15 protein-coding genes and 1 pseudogene are annotated in these 18,920 nt (G+C 71.4%); 6 read left to right on the top strand and 10 right to left on the bottom strand.

The window, feature by feature from the left end:
* Nucleotides 1-12 precede the first annotated feature (12 nt).
* From ACFYP0_RS11220 to pnuC, 3 genes are all read right to left on the bottom strand, one after another.
* Complete coding sequence (locus ACFYP0_RS11220; protein WP_124858837.1) at nucleotides 13-1,011, bottom strand: TerC family protein; 999 nt, start codon at nucleotides 1,009-1,011, stop codon at nucleotides 13-15.
* Between the two features lie 313 nt (nucleotides 1,012-1,324).
* Nucleotides 1,325-2,443 (bottom strand): AAA family ATPase, encoded by a 1,119-nt coding sequence (locus ACFYP0_RS11225; RefSeq protein WP_386995554.1) that lies wholly within the window; start codon nucleotides 2,441-2,443, stop codon nucleotides 1,325-1,327.
* Complete coding sequence (gene pnuC / locus ACFYP0_RS11230; RefSeq protein WP_124858838.1) at nucleotides 2,440-3,096, bottom strand: nicotinamide riboside transporter PnuC; 657 nt, start codon at nucleotides 3,094-3,096, stop codon at nucleotides 2,440-2,442. Before pnuC ends, ACFYP0_RS11225 begins: the two co-directional genes overlap by 4 nt.
* Before the next feature lie 115 nt (nucleotides 3,097-3,211).
* On the opposite strand from pnuC, the gene ACFYP0_RS11235 reads away from it, so the two are divergent.
* Entirely contained in the window at nucleotides 3,212-3,505 is a 294-nt protein-coding gene (locus ACFYP0_RS11235) for an antibiotic biosynthesis monooxygenase family protein (protein WP_210785904.1), read from the top strand.
* A 122-nt stretch (nucleotides 3,506-3,627) separates the two neighbouring features.
* Here the strand turns inward: ACFYP0_RS11235 and ACFYP0_RS11240 are convergent, their stop codons facing one another.
* The 4 genes from ACFYP0_RS11240 to uvrB form a co-directional block, all read right to left on the bottom strand.
* Nucleotides 3,628-4,485, bottom strand: a complete 858-nt coding sequence (locus ACFYP0_RS11240) for a helix-turn-helix domain-containing protein (RefSeq protein WP_386995556.1) — start codon at nucleotides 4,483-4,485, stop codon at nucleotides 3,628-3,630.
* A 194-nt stretch (nucleotides 4,486-4,679) separates the two neighbouring features.
* Complete coding sequence (locus ACFYP0_RS11245) at nucleotides 4,680-5,048, bottom strand: VOC family protein (protein WP_112677378.1); 369 nt, start codon at nucleotides 5,046-5,048, stop codon at nucleotides 4,680-4,682.
* Nucleotides 5,049-5,199: 151 nt separating this feature from the next.
* Nucleotides 5,200-6,009, bottom strand: coding sequence for an AraC family transcriptional regulator (locus ACFYP0_RS11250; protein ID WP_244219072.1), 810 nt, complete (start codon nucleotides 6,007-6,009; stop codon nucleotides 5,200-5,202).
* A gap of 82 nt (nucleotides 6,010-6,091) precedes the next feature.
* Entirely contained in the window at nucleotides 6,092-8,200 is a 2,109-nt protein-coding gene (uvrB, locus tag ACFYP0_RS11255) for an excinuclease ABC subunit UvrB (RefSeq protein ID WP_124858842.1), read from the bottom strand.
* Between the two features lie 299 nt (nucleotides 8,201-8,499).
* Here uvrB and ACFYP0_RS11260 point away from each other — a divergent pair, with 299 nt between their 5' ends.
* Nucleotides 8,500-10,323, top strand: coding sequence for a hypothetical protein (locus tag ACFYP0_RS11260; RefSeq protein WP_386995559.1), 1,824 nt, complete (start codon nucleotides 8,500-8,502; stop codon nucleotides 10,321-10,323).
* A gap of 8 nt (nucleotides 10,324-10,331) precedes the next feature.
* Here ACFYP0_RS11260 and coaE read toward each other — a convergent pair whose 3' ends face one another.
* Complete coding sequence (gene coaE / locus ACFYP0_RS11265; RefSeq protein ID WP_386995561.1) at nucleotides 10,332-11,513, bottom strand: dephospho-CoA kinase; 1,182 nt, start codon at nucleotides 11,511-11,513, stop codon at nucleotides 10,332-10,334.
* A gap of 450 nt (nucleotides 11,514-11,963) precedes the next feature.
* Nucleotides 11,964-13,475, bottom strand: a complete 1,512-nt coding sequence (gene rpsA / locus ACFYP0_RS11270) for a 30S ribosomal protein S1 (RefSeq protein WP_124815727.1) — start codon at nucleotides 13,473-13,475, stop codon at nucleotides 11,964-11,966.
* Between the two features lie 497 nt (nucleotides 13,476-13,972).
* On the opposite strand from rpsA, the gene ACFYP0_RS11275 reads away from it, so the two are divergent.
* The 3 genes and pseudogenes from ACFYP0_RS11275 to ACFYP0_RS11285 all read left to right on the top strand — a co-directional run.
* Entirely contained in the window at nucleotides 13,973-14,779 is an 807-nt protein-coding gene (locus ACFYP0_RS11275; protein ID WP_386995563.1) for a class I SAM-dependent methyltransferase, read from the top strand.
* A 117-nt stretch (nucleotides 14,780-14,896) separates the two neighbouring features.
* Nucleotides 14,897-15,115: a hypervirulence associated TUDOR domain-containing protein gene (locus ACFYP0_RS11280; RefSeq protein ID WP_124853581.1), complete on the top strand. Its 219-nt coding sequence runs from the start codon at nucleotides 14,897-14,899 to the stop codon at nucleotides 15,113-15,115.
* A pseudogene (locus tag ACFYP0_RS11285) lies at nucleotides 15,102-15,446 on the top strand (DUF3140 domain-containing protein); the annotation flags it as partial. The gene ACFYP0_RS11280 and the pseudogene ACFYP0_RS11285, both read left to right, overlap by 14 nt.
* 216 nt (nucleotides 15,447-15,662) lie before the next feature.
* On the opposite strand, the gene polA reads toward ACFYP0_RS11285, so the two are convergent.
* Entirely contained in the window at nucleotides 15,663-18,362 is a 2,700-nt protein-coding gene (polA, locus tag ACFYP0_RS11290; protein ID WP_386995566.1) for a DNA polymerase I, read from the bottom strand.
* A 220-nt stretch (nucleotides 18,363-18,582) separates the two neighbouring features.
* On the opposite strand from polA, the gene ACFYP0_RS11295 reads away from it, so the two are divergent.
* Complete coding sequence (locus ACFYP0_RS11295; protein WP_124853578.1) at nucleotides 18,583-18,891, top strand: hypothetical protein; 309 nt, start codon at nucleotides 18,583-18,585, stop codon at nucleotides 18,889-18,891.
* The last annotated feature ends 29 nt before the right edge of the window (nucleotides 18,892-18,920 follow it).

Raw genomic sequence — 18,920 nt, forward strand, 5'->3', positions numbered from 1 at the left:
GCCGGTGGCCGGTCAGCGGCGGGCGTCGGCCAACTCGCGACGCCGGTCCCGGGAGGACTTGATCAGGCTGGCGGCGGTGGCGATGCCCAGGGTGCCGATGATGACCAGCAGCGACAACCAGATCGGGATGTGCGGCGCCCAGCCGACGTGCTCGCCACCGTTGATGAACGGCAGGTTGTTGTCGGCCAGCGCCTCCAGCACCAGCTTGACCCCGATGAAGCCGAGCACGACGGCCAGGCCGTAGCTCAGATAGATCAGCCGGTCCAGCAGGCCACCGAGCAGGAAGTAGAGCTGCCGGAGGCCCATCAGCGCGAAGACGTTCGCGGTGAAGACCAGGTACGGCTCCTGGGTGATGCCGAAGATCGCCGGGATCGAGTCCAGCGCGAAGATCAGGTCAGTGGTGCCGATCGCGATCATCACGATCAGCATCGGGGTGAACAGGCGCCTGCCGGCCACCTGGGTGGTGAGCTTCGCGCCGTCGTAGTCCTTCGAGATCGGCAGCGCCTTGCGGCTCCACCGGATCAGCAGGTTCTCGGAGAACTCGTCCTCGTCCGGCTCACCCTGCCGGGCCAGGTTCACCGCGGTGTAGATCAGGAACGCGCCGAAGATGTAGAAGACCCAGGAGAACTGCGTGATAAGCGCCGCACCCGCGGCGATGAACCCGCCGCGCATCACCAGCGCCAGCACGATGCCGACGAGCAGCACCTTCTGCTGGTACTGCCGAGGCACCCCGAAGCGGGCCATGATGATCACGAAGACAAAGAGGTTGTCCACCGAGAGGCTGTACTCGGTGAGCCAGCCCGTGTAGAACTGGCCGGCCGCGCTGGCCCCGGAGGTCAGCCAGACACCCGCACCGAAGAGCAGGGCGAGACCGACGTAGAAGCCGACCCAGAGGCTCGACTCCCGCACACTCGGCTCGTGCGGGCGTCGACCGATGATCAACAGGTCGACGAGCAGGACCGCAGTCAGTGCGACAAGCGTCCCCGCCCACACCAATCCGGACACGTCCAACGTTCATTCCTCCGGCAGACACGCGGCGTCGGGCACACCGTACGCCCCTGCGGGAGCCGGCGTGCCGCTGTCGCTCACTCTGGTGACTGTCGGAGGTCTCTTCCGCCGTCGCCCCGGTTCGGGGCGGCGACCTACGGGGCCGGGTCGGGCCGCCGTGGTTCCGGCGATCGACCGTGCTGACGACTCCGTTGCGGGGGAATACTCCCCTCCTCGATGACCATTGTTGCCCACCACGCCCCGTGATCACACCCCGGGCACCCGGTGGCGCCGCACATCGTTCGACGTGTCACACCGGCCAGGGCTTCCTAGGAGGCTAGTGCACGTCGGGTGCGGCGATCGGGTCGGCGAGCGACCAGCCGGCGGCGAGCAGGTCGTCGCAGGCCCGCACCGCTCGGGCCACCCGATCGGCGTGCGACCCCGCCAACTCCACCACCGGCACCCCGCACCCGGCCAGCTCGGCCCGGAAGCGCTCGGTCATCCAGGCCCGCAGGTGCTCACCGTCGCGCAGACCGTCATCGGTGAACGGCACCCCCCGGTGATCCGTCAGCAGATACAGCGCCGGCCGGCGGGCCGCCGCCCGTACCTCCTCCGACGCGCTGCCCAGGTAGCGCTCCTCCCACACCGCCGTCGCCCGCGCGTCGGTGTCGCAGACCAGCAGCGGCCCACTCGTCCGGGCCGCCGCGTCCTCGGCCGCCTGCTGCTCGCGGACCACGGCGCGGAAGTCGTCCCGGTCCCAGGCGACATCGAAGACGGTCGCCTCCGGCATGCGTTCCCGCAACCGGGCCAGCTTGCGAGCGGTCAACTCCCGGCCGTACTCCGGCACCCAGGACGTGCCGTAGTGCGCCGCGAGCGCCGCCGCCATCGTCGTGGTCCCGGTCGACTCGGCGCCGACCACCACCACCCGCCGGACGAACCACTCCCGCACCGGCGGGCTCAGCCACCGCCAGTGACCCGCCGGGTCCGCGCGCACGGCCGTCCCGGACACCGGCACTGTCCGCCGATCCGGATCCACCGCCACGGGTACCGCGTGGAAGCGGCGCGCCAACTCGGCGCCGTACGCCTCAGAGGAGAAGACCGCGTCCACCGACCCCGACCCGACCGCCTCGCGGAACACCGCGCAGTGCGCGTCCCAGACGGCCGGATCGGCGTAGTCCACCGGGTGGTCGTCGTACCGGCCGACGAAACGGACCCACGGCGTGTCCGCGTGCACCTCGCGCAGCCAGTCCAGGCGCAGCGGGAGCGGAATGGACTCCCGACGCGAGGGCGCCACGACGACGGTCACCTCGGCGCAGCGGGCGGCGGCGGCCCGGATCAGCGCGTGGTGCCCGGCATGCGGTGGATAGAACTTGCCCACCACCATCCCGTGCTCGAACTCCGCCGAGCGGGACGGCCCACGAGGCGTCGGTGCGCGGCCGGACGTCTCGGCGTTCACGCGGTGACCGGGGCCGGGCCGGGCGGAACCGCGCTCGGCCGGTCGGCCCGACGCAGGTCGGCGCGCCAGGCCCGCAACCCGAGTACGCACAGAGCGAGGAAGACCAGGTAGAGGACGGCCGTCAGGTGTAGCCCCTTGTACGCGTACAGGGGGATGTAGATCAGGTCGGCGGCGATCCAGAGCCACCAACTCTCCACCCGCTTGCGGGTCTGCCCGTACGTGGCCAGCAGGGACAGCGCCGTGGTCAACGCGTCCGGCAGCGGAACTGTCGAGTCGGTGGCCCGGTCCAGCAGCACCCAGAGCGCGCCGGTGAGCAGCAGCCCGGCGGCGGCCAGCGCCAGCCACTCCCGCCGCCCCGTCCGGCTGACCGTGAGCCGGGTACGCCGCTCGCCCCCGAACAGCCAGTGCCACCAGCCGTAGCAGCCGAGCGCGACGTAGACGACCTGAAGCCCCGCGTCGGCGTACAGCCCGGCGGTCCAGAACAACACCATGAGCAGCAGCACGTTGGCGATGCCGATGGGCCAGTTGGCGATCTTCTGCCGGGCCACCAGCCACACGTTGAGCACACCGGTCACGAACCCCAGCAGCTCCGCCCAGGTGGTGCCCGTACCGGCCACCCGAAACGCGGTGCCGGTGAGCCAATCGATGATCACGAGGCCACCCTAGGGTCTGTGTCAACGTCCTCGGTCGAGCCGAGCGGAGTCCAGGCAGTGGTCGGCACAGACCCGCGACACCGACTGCCCCGACCGCCGTGGGAGGCTGTCCGACATGGTGCTTGAGGTTGCGCTGATCGACGTACTACCCGGACACGAGGACGCTTTCGCCGCCGCGTACGCCGAGGGTCACCCGGTGCTCGCCGGAGCGACCGGCTGCCGGTCCGTGCGGATGACCCGAGGAATCGAGTCACCGACCCGCTTCGTGCTGCTCGTCGAATGGGACTCGGTCGAGGCGCACGAGAAGAACTTCCGGGCCACCGAACGGTTCGACAAGTGGCGGGCGCTGATCGGGCCGCACTTCGCGGGACCGCCCGTGGTCGAACACTTCCTCGACGTACCGGCCTGAGCCGAACTGTCGTACCCCGCGGTTATCGTGCCGGGCGCACGCGCCGGCCGCCGGTCCCGACGGGCTCGGGGGCGCCGGGCCCGGTGGCCGCGCGGCGCGTCACCGTCGGCACCGGTCAACCGTTACTCGCCGACGCGGCGGGCCAGCACGGTGACCGTCTCCTCCGGTGACAGCGCCGCGGCCAGCAGCGCGGCTGTCATCCGCTCGTAGCGGCCGACGTCGAGCACGGTGGCCAACCGGACGTCGGTGGTCAACGCCTCGAGCATGACCGTGCGCGGGTCCGCCGGGTCGGGAAAGGCGTAACAGGAATACGGTGTGAGCGGATGCAGCCCGCCACCGGCCGCTCCGCGTGGCAACAGCCGCACCGTGACGTGGGACAGGCCGGTCACCGCGACCAGATGACGCAGCTGTTCACGCCAGACCGCCACCGGCAGGTCACCCCGGTCGCAGACGGCCTCGGCGAGCACCGCCGTGTAGCGCGGCGGGTAGGCCCGCCGAAGCACCTCCTGCCGCAGTGCCCTTGCGCGCACCTCGGCCTCCACATCGACCTCCGGCGTGAGCTGGGCGCCGGCGGTGACCAACACCCGGGCGTACGCGGGCGTCTGGAGCAGCCCCGGCACCACCGACGGCTGGTATTCGACGATGTCGGCGGCGCCCGCCTCCAACTCGGCGTAGGTGCGCTGCCGTTCGCTCATCTCGCCCAGCGTCTTCCACCAGCCTCGACTGGTCGCCGCGTCCCGGGCGATGACGATCAGCGCCTCCCGGGCGGGCGTGGGCACCTTGTAGACATCCAGCAGATCGAGCACGTCGGCGAGGTCCGGGCGACTCTGACCCAGCTCGATGCGGGACAGCTTCGACGTCGAGGCCCAGCCCAGCCGGTCGCAGACCTGCTCCAGGGTCAGCGACTCGCGCCGACGGAGTTGGCGCAATTCTGCGCCGAGACGTGCACGTCGAATGACAGGACTTGTTGGCAGCGGCATCCCGGCCTCCCCACCGAGGGAGACTACGCAGGACGATCACCCAGTGCAATAGCTCGCTCGCGCACCGCAATCAGGGCATTCGACGCCGCCGGCCGGTCGGGCCAGCCCGAACACACCGTTTCCGCAGGTCAGTGCGGTTCAGGACGCTGAGGCTGGTCCCGCCGGGCCGCCCATCCCAGGTCGGCGTGGCCGGCTCAGGGTCGGTAGGTGCCGAAGGACCAGACGTTGCCGGCCAGATCGCGGGCTGAGTAGTCACGGGAGCCGTAGTCGGTGTCGAACGGCTCGCGGATGATCTCGGCGCCGGCCGCGCGGGCCTGGGCGCAGTGGGCATCGACGTCCGGCACGGCCACGTAGACCGACCAGTCGTCGTCGGCCGGCCGGGGCGGGGCGTCGGCCCGAGCACCCAGCATGATCATTCCGGTGTCGAGGACCAGCTCGGCGTGCGCGACCGTACCGTCCGGCGCCTCGTGCACGGCATGCACCCGGAAACCGAAGGCGGCACCGAGCCAGTCGATCGCGGCGCGGGGATCGGGATAACGGAAGATCGGATAGATGGTTCGCATGAACCGATTCTGCGGCCGGCGGCGCGGCTCCGGATTGGACGAATGTGACCTCGGCGGGTCGCCGGCCCGGCTCCGGTCGGCCGGCGGGTCGCCGGCCCGGCTCCGGTCGGCTCGGCGGGTCGCCGGCCCGGCTCCGGTCGGCCGGCGCTCGTCAGCGGCCGGAGAGCAGCGCGGCCGGCGTGGCCCCCGCGAACTCGTGGAAGTCCCGGATCAGGTGGGACTGGTCGTAGTAGCCGCAACCCGCCGCCACGGCGGCCCAGTCGACTCCCCGCCCGACCTCGCCGGCCTGGGTCGACGCGGCGTGAGCCTGCTGAAAACGCAGCAGCCGGGCGGCCATCTTGGGCGGCAGCCCGACCTCCTGCCGGAACCGGGACGCGAGGTGCCGGCGGCTCCAGCCCAACTCGTCGGCGAGCACACCGACGCTCCCCCGACCACCGCTGGCGGCCAGCCACCGCCACGCCCAGTCGAGCCGCGGGTCCACCGGCGGGGACGCCGCCAGCCGGGCGGCGAGCACCCGGTCGAGCAGGTCGAACCGTTCCGACCAGCCGGTGGCCTCGGCGAGCCGGCCGCGCAGCCGATCCAGCCAACGGCCCGGGAGCTGCCCGACGCCGACGGCCCGATTGGTCAGCTCACTCAGGGGCAGACCGAGAAGCCGGCGGGCGGTCAGGGGGGCGAGCAGCAACTCCACGCCCTCCCCCACGCCCACGGTGCGCGTGGTGCACCAACTGTCGAAGGTGCCGGCCACGAACGAGTCGACCGCGGTGACGCCGCGCTGCGCGCTACGCGGGTCGGTCACGTCCAGCGGAGCACCCCAGCCCAGGATCAGCACCACGAAGACGCCCGCCGACTCCCGGCGGACCAGTGGCACGTCCGCCCGTTCCCGGTAGCCCACGTACCGGTCGACGAACGGACGCAAACTGGCATCGGGCAGCCCGAGGACCATCTCGCCGATCGGCGCCACCGCTGTCAACCGTGCCCGCCCTTCGGGTGCCCCGGCCGGCCGGGCCCGAGCGGAGCGCTGGGCGGGGCCGACCGGGTGGCCGTCACTTCACGCCGGCGGCGTCCATGCCGCGCAGCTCCTTCTTCAGGTCGGAGACCTCGTCGCGGATCCGGGCCGCCAACTCGAACTGAAGCTCGCGTGCGGCGGCCAACATCTGGTCGTTGAGCTCCTGGATGAGCTGGGCGAGGTCGGCGCGGGCCATCCCCTCCCGGGAGGTGGTGCTCGCGGCGGACCGGCTCCGGCTGCGGGTCTCCTTGACCGGCGCCTTACCTCGGGAAAGCTGACGCACCGCGCCGCCGACCCGGGAGTTCTCGGTGTCCTCCGCCTCGCGGTAGATGTCGTCCAGGATGTCGTGGATCTTCTTACGCAGCGGCTCCGGGCTGATGCCGTGCGCCTCGTTGTGCGCGATCTGCTTGGCCCGACGCCGATCGGTCTCGTCGATCGCCGCCGCCATCGACGGAGTGATCTTGTCGGCGTACATGTGCACCTGGCCGGAGACGTTACGGGCGGCCCGCCCGATGGTCTGGATCAGCGACCGGCCGCTGCGCAGGAAGCCCTCCTTGTCGGCGTCGAGAATCGCCACCAGCGACACCTCGGGCAGGTCCAGACCTTCGCGGAGCAGGTTGATGCCGACGAGCACGTCATAGTCGCCCTTGCGCAGCTCGCGCAGCAGCTCCACCCGGCGCAGCGTGTCGACCTCCGAGTGCAGGTAGCGCACCCGGATGCCGTTCTCCAGGAGGTAGTCGGACAGGTCCTCGGCCATCTTCTTGGTCAGCGTGGTGACCAGCACCCGCTCGTCCCGGTCGGTCCGCAGCTTGATCTCGTGCATCAGGTCGTCGATCTGGCCCTTGGTCGGCTTGATCACGACCTCCGGGTCGACCAGACCGGTGGGTCGGATCACCTGCTCGACGAACTCGCCCTGGGCCTGCTCCATCTCCCAGGTGCCGGGGGTCGCGGAGAGGTAGACCATCTGGCCGACCCGCTCCAGGAACTCGTCGAAGCGCAGCGGCCGGTTGTCGGCCGCGCTGGGCAGCCGGAAGCCGTGGTCGATGAGCATCCGCTTCCGGGACGCGTCGCCCTCGTACATGCCGCCGATCTGCGGGATGGTCACGTGCGACTCGTCGACCACGGTGAGGAAGTCGTCGGGGAAGTAGTCGAGCAGGGCGTGCGGCGGGCTGCCGGGCAGCCGCCCGTCCATGTGCATCGAGTAGTTCTCGATGCCGGAGCAGAAGCCCACCTGCCGCATCATCTCGATGTCGTAGGTGGTGCGCATCCGCAGCCGCTGCGCCTCCAGCAGCTTGCCCTGCCGCTCCAGCTCGGCGAGGCGCTCGGCAAGCTCCACCTCGATGTCGCGGATCGCCCGTTCCATCCGCTCTGGACCGGCCGCGTAGTGGGTGGCGGGGAAGATCACCAGCTGGTCGACCTCGCGGACCACGTCACCGGTCAGCGGGTTGAGGTAGTAGAGCTTCTCCACCTCGTCACCGAACAGCTCGATCCGGATCGCCAGCTCCTCGTACGCCGGGATGATCTCCAGCGTGTCGCCGCGGACCCGGAAGGTGCCCCGCTGGAAGGCCATGTCGTTGCGGGTGTACTGGATGTCGACCAGCCGGCGCAGCAACTGGTCGCGGTCGAGCTCCTGCCCGATCTGCACCTTCACCGCCCGGTTGAGGTACTCCTCCGGGGTGCCCAGGCCGTAGATCGCCGAGACGGTCGCCACCACGATCACGTCGCGACGGGTGAGCAGCGACATCGTCGCCGAGTGCCGCAGCCGCTCCACCTCCTCGTTGATCGAGGAATCCTTCTCGATGTAGGTGTCGGTCTGCGGGATGTAGGCCTCGGGCTGGTAGTAGTCGTAGTACGAGACGAAGTATTCGACCGCGTTGTGCGGCAGCAGCTCGCTGAACTCCTTGGCCAGCTGCGCGCAGAGCGTCTTGTTCGGGGCGAGCACCAGGGTGGGGCGCTGCAGTCGCTCGATCAGCCACGCCGTGGTGGCGCTCTTGCCGGTGCCGGTCGCGCCGAGCAGCACGGTGTTGCGGTCGCCGCGCCGAACCCGACGCTCAAGGTCATCAATGGCTGCCGGTTGGTCGCCGGCCGGCTGAAAATCACTGACGACCTGGAAGCGGCTGTCCAGCCGGGGAATGTCGAGCGCCATGCCGTCAACGGTACGCCGGAGGTCCGACAGGAACGGCCGTCACGCCAGGTACGTGATCAGCTTCAATATTCCCATTGTGTGGCCCATGTCACCGGGACTACCCTCTTCATGTAGGCCGCTCGCGGCGGCCGACCGGGCCGGTGGCCAGGCCAACATCATGGCCAGTCACCCCCGGCACTGCGGTCGCAGCACCCGGCTCGTCCGGCGTGCGCACCCGTGTGGTCGCGCTCGAGGCGCAGACCGGCCGCCGCGAGCGCCCCTGCTCGTCACCCCGGTGCCTCCCCGCCCGTTTCATCTCCGTGGACACCTCTCCGACCCCGGCGCCCGACACCGCCTGCACCGCCACCCCCCGGCCGGACGACCCGGGCACCGCCCGCACCGCCACACCCCCGCCGGACGACCCGGGCACCGCCCGCAGCGGGCGGCACCGCACCGGCCCGGCCGGCAGCGCCTCGGCGGCCAACCGGACCCCCAGCGACACCGGAGGTAGGCCCACTGCCGGCCGGACCAGCGGCGGCGCGCGCCGAGCCACCCCCGGCCGCACGACCGACGACACGCGGCGGGCCGTCGCCGAGCGAAGCCTCGCGGCAAACCGCGCGACCACCCGCCGCGACGACACCCCGGACAACGCCGACACCACAGAGGCCGCCGACACCACCGGGCCGTCCTCGGCCGGCCGTCGTCGGCGTACGGTGCTGCTGTTGCTCGGTCTGACGGCGGTGACGTCCGCGACGGCGCTGGTGCTCGGGCTGTTGAGCTGGGCGCCCGACCCGCCCGAGCCGGCCCGGCCGCTGACCCTGGGGGAGGGCGAGCGGCTGGCCGCCGTGCGGGTCACCAACCTGCGGGACCTGCGCGCCGGCGTACGGGTCACGGCCGGCACCGGCGCCGCCCGCATCGAACTGGTGGGCTGGGTGGACTGGTCCCGGTCACTGCTGTACCTCGACGTGGGCGGGCCGGGAGCGGGTGCGGAACGCGGGCTGTTGCAGAAGAGCGGTCCGGTGCTGGTGATCCGGCCCGACCCGGCGGCGGTGCCCACCCCCGCCGCCCCACCACTGATGCCCCCGGCGGACCGGTGGCGGCTGCACCGGCTGGCACCCGGGGCGCACCTGGCACCGGTGCTCGACCTGCTCCTCAATCTTGCCGCCGACCGGCCGGACACCACGACCCGGACGGCACCGCCCGACGGGGCGCGCTGGATCACCCGGGAGACCGTCCCGGCCGGCCCACTGGACGTCATACAGGCACCACTGCCCACCGGCGCGCCAGCCGCCAGCACGGCGATCGGCACCCCCAGCGCCGCGACGCCCGCCCCGGACGGACAGACCCGGTACTGGCTCGATCAGGATGCCCGGCTGCACAAGCTGGTGACCCGGCTGCCCGACGCCGGACCGGTCACGATGATCTTCAACCGCGCGGACCGGCCGACACTACGGCCGGTCGACGCACTCGGCGGCCGCTCCGGTCTGCCCCGCGCGCTGACCGACGCCGAGCAACGTCGGCTCGACCGGCTGCCGGCCCGGCTCCGCGCCCACGGCGGTGCCACGGTGACGCTGACCGCGCCGATGGGCACGGACACGAACCTGCGGGGCGCCGGCTGGTTGAGCTGGACCGCGCGTACGGCGTACCTGGCGGTCGCCGACCTGGGCGTACCGGACCGCCGGACCCTGCTGCGCCGCGACGCCGCCGGTCTGGCCCGGGTGGACCTGCCCGCTGCCGATGCCGGCGGCGGCACCGCGGAGGCACCCGCCCGGCCGCCGCTGCCGCCCCCGGCCGACGGATGGCGGGTCTCCCGGCCCGCCCGGGACGACCTGAGCGTGCTGATCGACGCCGCAATCGCCGCCGGGTCCGTCGGGCAGCGCGGCGCGGCCGTGCGGGTACGCGAGGACGTCACCGCCGGGCGGACCGTGGACGTCATCGAGTCGGGTCCCGCCGACGCGCGGTTGCGCTACTGGCTCGACCGGGACGGGTCGCTCCGCCGGCTCGAGTTGCAGACCGACGCCGGTGCGTGGGCACACCTGGATCTCCAGCCCACCGTCGTGCCCCGACTGGCTGCCAATCCTCGGCCCGCCGCCCCTCGACCTTCGGCCCCTCGACCTTCGACCCCTCGCCCCGGTGCCCGCTGACCCACGCCTCAGGGGTGCCAGCCGGTCTGCTCCGCCCACTGCTCGGCCCGCAGGTACTCCTCGTCGAACCATGGGTTGCGGGCCGTGCCGGAATCGCCGGCCTCCGGCGCCGCGTCCACCAGGTCCCGCTTGAACAGCAGGTACGCGGCCCGCTGATCCGGGTCGGCACGCAGGTGGTCGCGCATCAGCAGCGCGTACCGCCAGCCCGGCGAATCCGCCAACCGCACGTGCAGACGAACCGGGCGGGCCGGGTCCGCGCTGCCGTGCAGCCGCTTCTCCCACCGCCCCTTGCCGGCCGGGCGCGGGTCGTCCCACCACTGCCCCGGCACCCGTGGGAACCCGGCGTACGCCAGCCGATCGGCCAACGGCCCGTCGGCGTCGGCGAGGCTGGAGACCGCCACCTGCACGTCGATGACGTTCTGGGCGGCCAGGCCGGGCACCGCCGTCGAACCGATGTGATCGATCCGTAGGGCATCCGAGCCGAGCGCATGCTGGATCCGGGCGGCCAGCCGCGCGTACTGCTCCGGCCAACTCGCGTCGGCCCCGGCCCGCTCGGCCGCGTCCGGCGGGACCACCCGCCGCTGGCGCAGGTTGTCCTCGTAGGGCACCAACCGCTGCTTCCAGAGCAGGTCGACGGCGTGGTGCAGCGCCGAAAGGCTCCCGTCGTTGGTCAGCACCACGTCCGCCGCCGCTCGGCGGCGGGCGTCGTCGGCCTGGGCGGCGATCCTTCGCTCGGCCTCCGCGCGACCCATCCCCCGGTCGCGCGCCAGCCGCTCCAGTCGGGTCGACACGGCCGCCTGCACCACGACCACCAGGTGGTACGTCGGCGCGAGACCCACCTCGACCAGCAGCGGTACGTCGTTGACGACTATCGCGTCGGGTGCCGCCGCGGCGGTCAGCTCCGCGGTGCGGGCACGGACCCGGGGGTGGGTGATCGCCTCCAGCCGACGGCGGGCGGTCTCGTCGGCGAACACCACCGCTCCCAGTGCGGCACGGTCCAGTGCGCCGTCGGCGTCCACCACCGCGTCGGAGAAGGCGGCGATGATCTCGGCCAGCCCGTCCGTACCCGGCGCCACCACCTCCCGGGCCACCCGGTCGGCGTCAATCAGCACCGCGCCCCGCTCGACGAGCCGCGCCGCCGCCGCGCTCTTGCCTGACCCGATCCCGCCGGTCAACCCCACCCTCAGCACCCGAACAGTCAACCGGATCGACAAGCCCGCCGCCAAACCCACCCAGGCCCGGCGACTTCCTAACCACCCCGCCCCGGCCGCAACCCCGCTCGCGCCGCGACGCCCGGCCCACGCCCCACGCCCCGCGCCCCGCGCCCCGCGCCCCGCGCCCCGCGCCCCGCGCCCCGCGCCCCGCGCCAAGATCGTGCTCGAACCAGGATGTAGTGGTGTGCGGCGCCCGGGAGGCCCCTACATCATGGATCGAGCACGATCTTGGCGGTCCGCACCAGCCGCAGGACCAACCGCGCCCGCAAAAGCGCCCCGGACGCCGCGCACCACGCCCGCAACTCGCGCCCCCGCAACTCGCGCCGCCTGCGGCGAGCACGGGGCGCGGCGAGCACGGGCACGGCGAGGGCCCCGCCCCCAGCGATCCGGAGATCGCGGGGACGGGGCCCGTCGTCGTTCAGCGGGTCACTTACCGCCGGCGAGCTTCTCCCGCAGTGCGGCGAGCGCCTCGTCGGTGGCCAGCGTGCCGGCCGGCTCCTCGGCCTGCCGGCTCGGGGCCGGGCTGGACGAAGAGGTGGTGCCACCGCCACCGCCGCCGGCAGCGGCCGGAACGACCGGAGTCGGGTTGGCGGCAGCCTCGGCGTCGGCGGCCCGAGAGGTCTGCACCTGCTTGGTGTGGGCCTCCCAGCGCAGACGAGCCTCGGCGTACTGGTTCTCCCAGGTCTCGCGCTGCTTGTCGTACCCCTCGAGCCACTCGCCCGTCTCCGGGTCGAAGCCCTCGGGGTAGATGTAGTTGCCCTCGGTGTCGTACGTCGCGGCCATGCCGTAGAGGGTCGGGTCGAAGTGCTCCTCGCCCTCGACGAAGCCCTCGTTGGCCTGCTTGAGCGACAGCGAGATCCGGCGGCGCTCCAGGTCGATGTCGATGACCTTGACCATGACCTCGGAGCCAACCTGGACGACCTGCTCCGGGATCTCCACGTGGCGCTCGGCCAGCTCGGAGATGTGGACCAGGCCCTCGATGCCGTCGTCCACGCGGACGAACGCACCGAACGGAACCAGCTTGGTGACCTTACCCGGCACGATCTGCTGGATCGCGTGGGTGCGGGCGAACTGCCGCCACGGGTCTTCCTGGGTCGCCTTCAGCGACAGCGAGACCCGCTCGCGGTCCAGGTCGACGTCCAGGACCTCGACCTCGACCTCCTGGCCAACCTCGACGACCTCGGACGGGTGGTCGATGTGCTTCCAGGACAGCTCGGAGACGTGCACCAGACCGTCGACGCCGCCCAGGTCCACGAAGGCGCCGAAGTTGACGATCGAGGACACGACGCCCTTGCGGACCTGGCCCTTCTGCAGCTTGTTGAGGAACTCGGTGCGCACCTCGGACTGCGTCTGCTCCAGCCAGGCCCGGCGGGACAGGACCACGTTGTTGCGGTTCTTGTCCAGCTCGATGATCTTGGCCTCGAGCTCCCGCCCGACGTACGGCTGCAGGTCGCGCACACGACGCATCTCGACCAGGGACGCGGGCAGGAAGCCGCGCAGCCCGATGTCGAGGATGAGGCCGCCCTTGACCACCTCGATGACCGAACCGCGGACGACGCCGTCCTCGTCCTTGATCTTCTCGATCGTGCCCCAGGCCCGCTCGTACTGCGCCCGCTTCTTGGAGAGGATCAGACGACCCTCCTTGTCCTCCTTCTGGAGGACCAGGGCCTCGATGTGGTCGCCAACCGTCACAACCTCGGCGGGGTCCACGTCGTGCTTGATCGACAACTCCCGAGAGGGGATGACACCCTCGGTCTTGTAGCCGATGTCGAGCAGGACCTCGTCCCGATCGACCTTGACGACGGTGCCTTCGACAATGTCGCCGTCGTTGAAGTACTTGATGGTCTCGTCGATCGCGGCGAGGAATGCCTCCTCGGAACCGAGATCGTCGTGGGTGACCCGGGTGGCGCTCGAGGGGGCCTCGATGCTGCTCGTCATGTGGGCGGTTGCTCCGGTCGGTGGGTTGTCACAGCAGGCTGGTGTGTCGCAGTGACCTGTTCGCGCCAGCGGATCCGTCGCCGGGCACACCGAACGATCGCCTAGTGAGATCATGATGTGGCTCCGTCGACCGCGCACCTGCTCCCTGCCGAGGCAACGCGATCCGCGAGCGCATCGTCTAGCCTACCGTGCGCATTACCACAGCGTGCAAGCCCTCCCGGGTTCTCTTCATGCGATGACCTGCGAAAGCCGAACAATCGCCCGGAAAAGACCCCTGCTGTTTCCTGCGTCACAGCAGCCCCTCCCGCCCCGCCGGCGCGCACCGCGGAGGCCGCGCCTGACCGACCCGGCATCCTGGATGCCGGCGCGGCCCGCCGGCTCGGACAGCGCGACGTCACCGAAGACGAGCCGATCAGGCCGGCCGTGCGAGGGGGTCGCGCAGATCGTGGACGCGCGCCGCCGTACCCAATGGGCTGGGTGGGGCCTAGCGTGAGCGCGTGGATGACGACAGCCGGGTTACCCGGCGCCGGGTGGGTGACGCCGAGGCCCGGCGCGCCAACCGCGGCTGGTGGGACACCGACGCCGACGACTACCAGGCCGAACACGGCGCGTTCCTCGGCGACGTGGACTTCGTGTGGTGCCCCGAGGGCCTGCGCGAGGCCGACGCCCGGCTGCTCGGCGACCTGTCGGGGCGGCGGGTGCTGGAGGTGGGCGCCGGCGCCGCGGCCGCCGCCCGCTGGCTCGCCACCCAGGGCGCCCGACCGGTCGCCTTCGACCTGTCCGCCGGCATGTTGCGGCACGCCGCCGAGGCCGCCGACCGCACCGGGGTACGCGTACCGCTGGTGCAGGCCGACGCGCTCGCCCTGCCGTTCGCCGACCGGTCGTTCGACGTCGCCTGCACCGCGTTCGGCGCGATCCCGTTCGTGGACGACTCGGCGGCGCTGCTCGCCGAGGTGCACCGGGTGCTGCGCCCGGGCGGTCGGTGGGTGTTCTCGGTGACCCACCCGATGCGGTGGATCTTCCTCGACGACCCCGGCGAGGGCGGCCTGACGGCTGTGCACTCGTACTTCGACCGCTCCCCGTACGTGGAGCAGGACGAGGCCGGCGTGGCCACCTACGTCGAGCAGCACCGCACCCTCGGCGACCGGATCCGCGAGCTGGTCGGCGCCGGGTTCCGGCTGCTGGACCTGGTGGAGCCGGAGTGGCCGGAGGGTCACGAGGGGATCTGGGGGCAGTGGAGCCCGCTGCGCGGACGACTCTTCCCCGGCACCGCCATCTTCGTCACCGAGAAGCCCGCCGACTGAGCGCCGCACCCGTCGTCCGAGGTGATCGAGCTGGCCGAGCCGTTCGACATCAAGCTGCCGATCGCTGAGATCACCCTGTAGTCGTTTCTCCCCGGCCGGGTCGGGTAGCCGAGGACCATGGCCGAACAGAGATTCCACCAGGGCGATCATGTCTCCTGGTCGGCCCATGGCAGCCGCGCGTACGGCGTGGTGCAGGGGACGATCACCGAACGGACGCGGATCCGCGGGCGGGCCGTGAACGCGGCCCCCGAGGACCCGCAGTACCGGGTCCGCAGTGACGGCACGGGCCGCGACGTGGCCCACCGCCCCGAGGCGCTGCGCCATGAGCAGAAGTGACGATGGCCGGGACACCTACCGGGAGTTCACCGAGGCGGTGAACATGAAGCCCGGTGAGCTGTCCACGTGGCTGGAGACCGACGAGTCGAAGCAGGTCGGCTGGCACAAGGGCGGTCGCGCCGGTGGTGGCGAATCCGTCGGGCACGAATCCGGTCGGAAGATCATCAACCTGCTCCGCCGCAAACGCGGTGACCTGTCCGAGGGCGACTACAAGCACATGCGCAAGGTGGTCGGCTACGTACGCCGGCACATGGCGCAGCGCCCCTCCGGCAACGTCCGCGACACCAAGTGGCGCTGGTCCCTCATGAACTGGGGCCACGACCCGATGAAGTAGGAACCGGCGCGCGGCCGTCGGTGCACGCCGGGCGCTGTGGGGACGGACGGGCGGCGCGGGGGCTCCGCTCGATCTGGTTAGCGCGTACCACGCCTACGGCCGCGACCAGGGCGACCCGGTCAGGGGTTCCGGGGCAGCCCGACCACGCAGGGCGCAAGCCTGACCGCCCGGAGTGGGTCGGGCTGCCCCGGAACCCCCACCCGCAACCCAGAATCAGTGATCGGCGCTGTTCCAGTCCCGGCCCAGACCGACCGACACCTCCAGCGGCACCGACAGCGGGTACGCCTCGCCCATCTCCCGCCGGACCAGGGCCTCCAACGACTCCCGCTCACCCGGGGCGACTTCGAAGACCAACTCGTCGTGCACCTGCAACAGCATCCGTGAGCCCAGCCCGGCCTCGGCGAGCGCGGTGTCGACGTGCAGCATCGCCACCTTGATGATGTCGGCGGCGGAGCCCTGGATGGGGGCGTTGAGCGCCATCCGCTCCGCGATGTCGCGGCGTTGCCGGTTGTCGCTGACCAGGTCGGGCAGGTAGCGGCGTCGGCCGAGGATGGTGGAGGTGTAGCCGTCCTGGCGGGCCCGGGCGACCACCTGCTGGAGGTAGTCGCGCACCCCGCCGAAGCCGGCGAAGTAGTTCTCCATCAGCCCGCGCGCTTCTTCGGTGCTGATGCTGAGCTGTTGGGACAGGCCGAAGGCGCTCAGGCCGTACGCCAGGCCGTAGTTCATGGCCTTGATCTTGCGGCGTTGGTCGGGGGTCACCTCGTCGAGTGGCACCCCGAAGACCGACGAGGCGGTGGCGGCGTGGAAGTCGGCGCCGGAGTTGAACGCCTCGATCAGCGCGTCGTCCGAGCTGAGGTGCGCCATGATGCGCATCTCGATCTGGCTGTAGTCGGCGGTGAGCAGAGACTCGTAGCCCTCCCCCACCACGAAGGCCCGACGGATCCGACGGCCCTCCTCGGTGCGGATCGGGATGTTCTGCAGGTTGGGCTCGGTGGAGGAGAGCCGACCGGTGGCCGCCACGGTCTGGTTGAAGGTGGTGTGGATCCGGCCGTCGTCGGAGACCGATTTCAACAGCCCGTCGACTGTCGACTTGAGCTTGGCCACGTCCCGGTGACGCAGCAGGTGGGCCAGCACCGGGTGCGGCTGCTGCGCGTAGAGCCACTGCAGGGCATCGGCGTCGGTGGTGTAGCCCGTCTTGATCTTCTTGGTCTTCGGCAGACCCAGCTCGGTGAAGAGGATCTCCTGCAACTGCTTGGGCGAGCCGAGGTTGAACTCCCGACCCACCGCCTCGTACGCGCCCTGCGCGGCGGCCTTCACCTCGGCGGCGAAGTGGGCCTCCAGCTCGGAGAGATAGTGGGTGTCGGCGGCGATGCCGGTGCTCTCCATGGTGGCCAGCACCCGCATCAGCGGCAGCTCCACGCCGGCCATCAGCCGGGCGGACTGCTCGCCGTCGCGGGACAGCTCGGCGTCGATCGCGTCGGCCAGGTCGAGGGTGGCCCGGGCCTGGAGCATCAGGTTCTGCTCGACCACCCCTTCGTCGCCGAGGCCGTCGAGGGTGAGCTGGCCGGACTCCGGGACGTCCACCCGCAGCTCCCGGTGCAGGTAGCGCAGCGCCAGGTCGGTCAGGTCGTAGGACCGCTGGTCGGGGCGGGCCAGGTACGCGGCGATCTGGGTGTCCCTGACGATGCCGGCGAGCTGCCAGCCGTGCGCGGCGCAGGCCAGCACGGCCGGCTTGCTGTCGTGCAGCACCTTGGGGCGCTGCGCGTCGGCCAGCCAGCCGGCCAGGGCGCCCTCGTCGGTCGGGTCGAGCTGCGCCGGGTCGACCCAGGCAGCCGCGCCGCCGGCGGTGGCCAGCGCGAGACCGGTGATCGAGGCGGTGTGCCGGCGGTTGGGGCCGGTGTCGAGCTTGACCGCCAACCCGACCGGGGTGCCGGTCGGAACGTGCGTGGCCAGCCACCCGGCCAGCGCACCGGGCTCGGTGAGCACCTCGCCGGTGAGGTCGAAGCCGGACTCGGCCTCCGGCTCGACCGCCTCCAGGTACTGGTAGAGACGGTCGCGCAGGATGCGGAACTCCAGGGTGTCGAAGACCTGGTGCACCGCCTCCCGGTCCCAGCCCGTCCAGCGGGTGTCCTCCGGGCGCAGCGGCAGCTCCAGGTCGGCGACGAGGCGGTTGATCTCGTAGTTGCGGATCACGTCGGCGAGCCGCTCCCGCAGGCTGTCGCCGGCCTTGCCCTTGATCTCGTCGGCCCGGGCGATCACGCCCTCGACCCCGCCGTACGTGGTGATCCACTTGGCCGCGGTCTTCGGGCCGACGCCCGGGATGCCGGGCAGGTTGTCACTGGTCTCGCCGACCAGCGCGGCGAGGTCCCGGTACTGCTGTGGCGGAACGCCGTACTTCGCCTCGATCGCCGCCGGGTCCATCCGGGCCAGGTCGGAGACGCCCTTACGCGGGTAGAGGACGGTGATCTGATCGTCGACCAGCTGGAACGCGTCGCGGTCGCCGCTGCTGATCAGCACCGACATGCCCTGGTCGCGGGCCTGGCAGGCGAGCGTGGCGATGACGTCGTCGGCCTCGAAGCCCTCTTTCTCCACCACCGGGATCTGCAGCGCGGCCAGGACCTCCTTGACCAGGCTGACCTGGCCCTTGAAGTCGGTCGGGGTCTCACTGCGGCCGGCCTTGTACTCCGCGTACTTGTCGGTGCGGAAGGAGTGGCGGGAGACGTCGAAGGCCACGACGATGTGGGTGGGCTGCTCGTCTCGCAGCACGTTGATCAGCATCGAGGTGAAGCCGTACACCGCGTTGGTCGGCTGCCCCGTCGTGGTGGAGAAGTTTTCCACAGGCAAGGCGAAGAAAGCCCGGTATGCCATGGAATGTCCGTCGACGAGGAGCAGGCGCGGTGTCGTAGCTGTCACGGCAGCGACTCTAGTCCGTAGCCCTGACAGATCCGCCGACCACCTCGCGCTGAGGGGTCACCACCTCAACCACTTCGCGAGCTGAGGTCGAACGGTGCGGCCGGCAGGACCTCTACCGGCCGCATGCCCGTCGTCGGCGACGACCCTGCCGCCGAACGGGGCAGCGACAATGGCGGCCATCGATTAGTTTGATCGCAACGTCGATCAACGGGGGTTTCGAATGCGTAAGACGATCATGCAAGTCGTCGTGGCGATGCTTGTCGCGGTGGGTGGGCTCACGGCCACGGCCGCCCCGGCTCAGGCGGGTGGCTGGATCACCATGTCCTTCTACTATCCCTCGGAGGAGAAGCAATGCGAGGCCGACGGCAAAGCGAAGGTGGCCGCCGGTTACACCACCTACTGGTGCATGCCGGGGTTTAGCGGCGACCGTCCAGTCGCGGCTGAGCGCATCGCCGGTTCGGCAACCACCCAGGCTGACGGCTGTCGGTGCGGTACGCGCGGCTTCTGGCTCCGGCTCTACATTTCCTAGCCCGATTCGGCAAGATGGCGAAACGCTTG

This window comes from Micromonospora arida (assembly GCF_042873195.1).
Taxonomy (GTDB): Bacteria; Actinomycetota; Actinomycetes; order Mycobacteriales; family Micromonosporaceae; genus Micromonospora; species Micromonospora arida.

Coding starts and splice junctions, on each gene's coding strand:
- ACFYP0_RS11235 (WP_210785904.1), top strand. CDS start 3,212: ATGGTGCTTGAGGTTGCGCTGATCGACGTACTACCCGGACACGAGGAC.
- ACFYP0_RS11240 (WP_386995556.1), bottom strand. CDS start 4,485: ATGCCGCTGCCAACAAGTCCTGTCATTCGACGTGCACGTCTCGGCGCA.
- uvrB (WP_124858842.1), bottom strand. CDS start 8,200: ATGGCGCTCGACATTCCCCGGCTGGACAGCCGCTTCCAGGTCGTCAGT.
- ACFYP0_RS11295 (WP_124853578.1), top strand. CDS start 18,583: ATGCGTAAGACGATCATGCAAGTCGTCGTGGCGATGCTTGTCGCGGTG.
- rpsA (WP_124815727.1), bottom strand. CDS start 13,475: ATGACGAGCAGCATCGAGGCCCCCTCGAGCGCCACCCGGGTCACCCAC.
- ACFYP0_RS11245 (WP_112677378.1), bottom strand. CDS start 5,048: ATGCGAACCATCTATCCGATCTTCCGTTATCCCGATCCCCGCGCCGCG.
- ACFYP0_RS11280 (WP_124853581.1), top strand. CDS start 14,897: ATGGCCGAACAGAGATTCCACCAGGGCGATCATGTCTCCTGGTCGGCC.